The organism is Vaccinium witches'-broom phytoplasma str. VAC (genome assembly GCF_000309405.1).
In the GTDB taxonomy this organism is placed as follows: Bacteria; Bacillota_I; Bacilli_A; order Acholeplasmatales; family Acholeplasmataceae; genus Phytoplasma.
In genome coordinates this window covers 1-384 of the sequence record NZ_AKIN01000177.1, presented here as the reverse complement: position 1 = coordinate 384, position 384 = coordinate 1, and the positions used below count along the sequence as shown (strand labels likewise).

Annotated in this window: 1 pseudogene; it reads right to left on the bottom strand. The window is 25.3% G+C overall.

Annotated elements, in window-relative coordinates:
• A pseudogene (locus RI68_RS02775) lies at nt 1-279 on the bottom strand (SVM family protein); the annotation flags it as partial.
• Nucleotides 280-384 lie beyond the last annotated feature (105 nt).

The window sequence follows — 384 nt, the reverse complement described above, 5'->3', positions numbered from 1 at the left end:
GCTGAACCGCTCTTCCGATCTTTGCGATGTTTTTGTTAACCAAAAAATATACATATTTTTTGCTCCATTGCCCATTTCATTTAGATCTTCTAAAGAATAAAATTCATCTTTATTAGATCTAATTCCGCTATCAAAAAAAACAAATAATAAATTATTAGGAGGTTCTTTAATACGCCAGCAAAGATCATTTTTATTATTGGTGGTGCTATTATAACAAGGATAATCTAAAGTTAAATAACTAAACATTTGATCAATATTTTTATTTATAACATGAGACACAATATCTTCTTTTTTTTGAATCCAAATATTATGAATTTTCATATTTAGATTGCATATTTTTTTATTTTCTATTGCCATAATTTTATTATATCGCAAAGATCGGAA